Source organism: Pseudomonas sp. P5_A2_2, assembly GCF_054177685.1.
In genome coordinates this window covers 1-1972 of the sequence record NZ_JBGCUL010000838.1, presented here as the reverse complement: position 1 = coordinate 1972, position 1972 = coordinate 1, and the positions used below count along the sequence as shown (strand labels likewise).

Sequence of the window (1972 nt, the reverse complement as noted above, 5' to 3'; positions counted from 1 at the left end):
AGCAAGCTCGCTCCCACAGGGTCCGTCCCACAGGGTCCGTGTTAAACCAGCCGAGAGGAGTTGCAGCAATGACCCGCCTAACTGCCAAAGACTTCGCCCCTGAACTGCTGGAACTGTACGACTACTACGCCCACGGCAAGATCAACCGCCGGGAGTTTCTCGACCGCGCGGCATTATTCACCTTCGGCGGATTGACGGCTGGAGCCCTGCTCGCCGCGCTAAGCCCCAACTACGCGCTGGCCGAGCAGGTCGAGTTCACCGATCCGGACATTCTTGCCGAGTACATCACCTACCCCTCGCCCAAGGGCCACGGCGAGGTTCGCGGTTATCTGGTGCGTCCGGCCAAGGCCACCGGCAAGGTGCCGGCGGTGGTGGTCGTGCACGAAAACCGCGGGCTCAACCCCTACATCGAAGACGTGGCCCGGCGTCTGGCCAAGGCCGGTTTCATCGCCCTCGCCCCTGACGGCCTGAGTTCGGTCGGCGGTTATCCCGGCAATGACGACAAGGGCCGCGAACTGCAGGCCAMGGTCGACCCGGAAAAGCTGATGAACGACTTTTTCGCCGCCGTCGAGTGGATGATGAAACACCCCGCCGCCACTGGAAAAGTCGGCATCACCGGGTTCTGCTACGGCGGTGGCGTGGCCAATGCCGCTGCCGTGGCCTATCCGGAACTGGGTGCCGCCGTGTCGTTTTATGGCCGTCAGCCAACGGCCGAGGAAGTGCCACGGATCAAGGCACCGGTGATGCTGCACTACGGCGAACTGGATACGCGGATCAACGAAGGCTGGCCGGCCTATGAGAAAGCGTTGAAGGCCGGGGGCAAGACCTATGTGGCCTACATTTATCCGGGCTGCAATCATGGCTTTCACAATGATTCGACGCCGCGTTATGACGAGGCGGCGGCGAAGCTGGCGTGGGAGCGGACGTTGGGGTGGTTTAAAAAGTATCTGGTTTGAATAAAAATTCTGGGCCAGCAGGACTGGCCCCATCGCGAGCAAGCTCGCTCCCACAGGGACCGAGTCGAAGCACATATCTGTGAACGACTCAGGAACCTGTGGGAGCGAGCTTGCTCGCGATGGCGATCTCACGGCTGGTGACTACTTCGGCTGAGCCACCGTCCGCAGATACGGCTTCAGGGTCTTGAAGCCATCCGGATACTTCTTCTTCGCGTCTTCGTCAGACACCGAGGTCGGGATGATCACGTCTTCACCCGGCCGCCAGTTCACTGGCGTGGCGACGGTGTGTTTGGCATTGAGTTGCAGGGAATCGAGCAGGCGCAGCACTTCATCGAAGTTGCGCCCGGCGCTCATCGGGTAGATCAGCATGGCCTTGACCTTCTTGTCCGGTCCGACGATGAACACCGAACGCACCGTGGCGTTGTCCACCGCCGTGCGCGCGCCGCCGCTGGCATTGGGGTGGATCATGTCGTAGAGCTTGGCCACCACCAGGTTTTCGTCGCCGATCAGCGGATAGTTGATCGCCGTGCCCTGAGTCTCGGCGATGTCACCGACCCAACGGTTATGGTCACTGACCGGGTCGACGCTGAGCCCGACAACCTTGGTGTTGCGCTTGTCGAATTCCGGCTTGAGTTTGGCCAGGTAGCCCAGTTCGGTGGTGCACACCGGGGTGAAATCCTTGGGATGGGAAAACAGGATGGCCCACCCATCGCCGATCCATTGGTGAAAGTTGAGGGTACCTTCAGTGGTGTCGGCGGTGAAATCCGGTGCTTCGTCGCCAATGCGGATAGCCATGTTCGATCTCCTTGCAGTGATGGACAGGGACGCCGTCAGGGCAGCGAATGCGCTTTCAACGGCATGGACGCGAGACATTATAGGATAGGTTCCGGCACTCGCCGGCCTGCGTTGGCTGAGTCGCTAGCCCACCAGCGCAATCAGTTGCTGGCGCTGGGCGTCGGTCAGCATCGGGCCGAAACCGGCCCGGGCATTTTCCGCCATGTAGCGCGGGTTGCCGG

At 61.4% G+C, this 1972-nt stretch carries 2 protein-coding genes and 1 pseudogene; 1 reads left to right on the top strand and 2 read right to left on the bottom strand.

Annotation, left to right across the window (positions count from 1 at the left end):
• Nucleotides 1–68: 68 nt before the first annotated feature.
• Nucleotides 69–956 (top strand): YghX family hydrolase, encoded by an 888-nt coding sequence (gene yghX / locus ACXRVY_RS26355; protein ID WP_458238659.1) that lies wholly within the window; start codon nt 69–71, stop codon nt 954–956.
• A gap of 141 nt (nt 957–1097) precedes the next feature.
• On the opposite strand, the gene ACXRVY_RS26350 is transcribed toward yghX, so the two are convergent.
• Nucleotides 1098–1751 (bottom strand): peroxiredoxin, encoded by a 654-nt coding sequence (locus tag ACXRVY_RS26350; RefSeq protein WP_223457608.1) that lies wholly within the window; start codon nt 1749–1751, stop codon nt 1098–1100.
• 123 nt (nt 1752–1874) lie between these two features.
• A pseudogene (locus ACXRVY_RS26345) lies at nt 1875–1972 on the bottom strand (aldo/keto reductase); the annotation flags it as partial.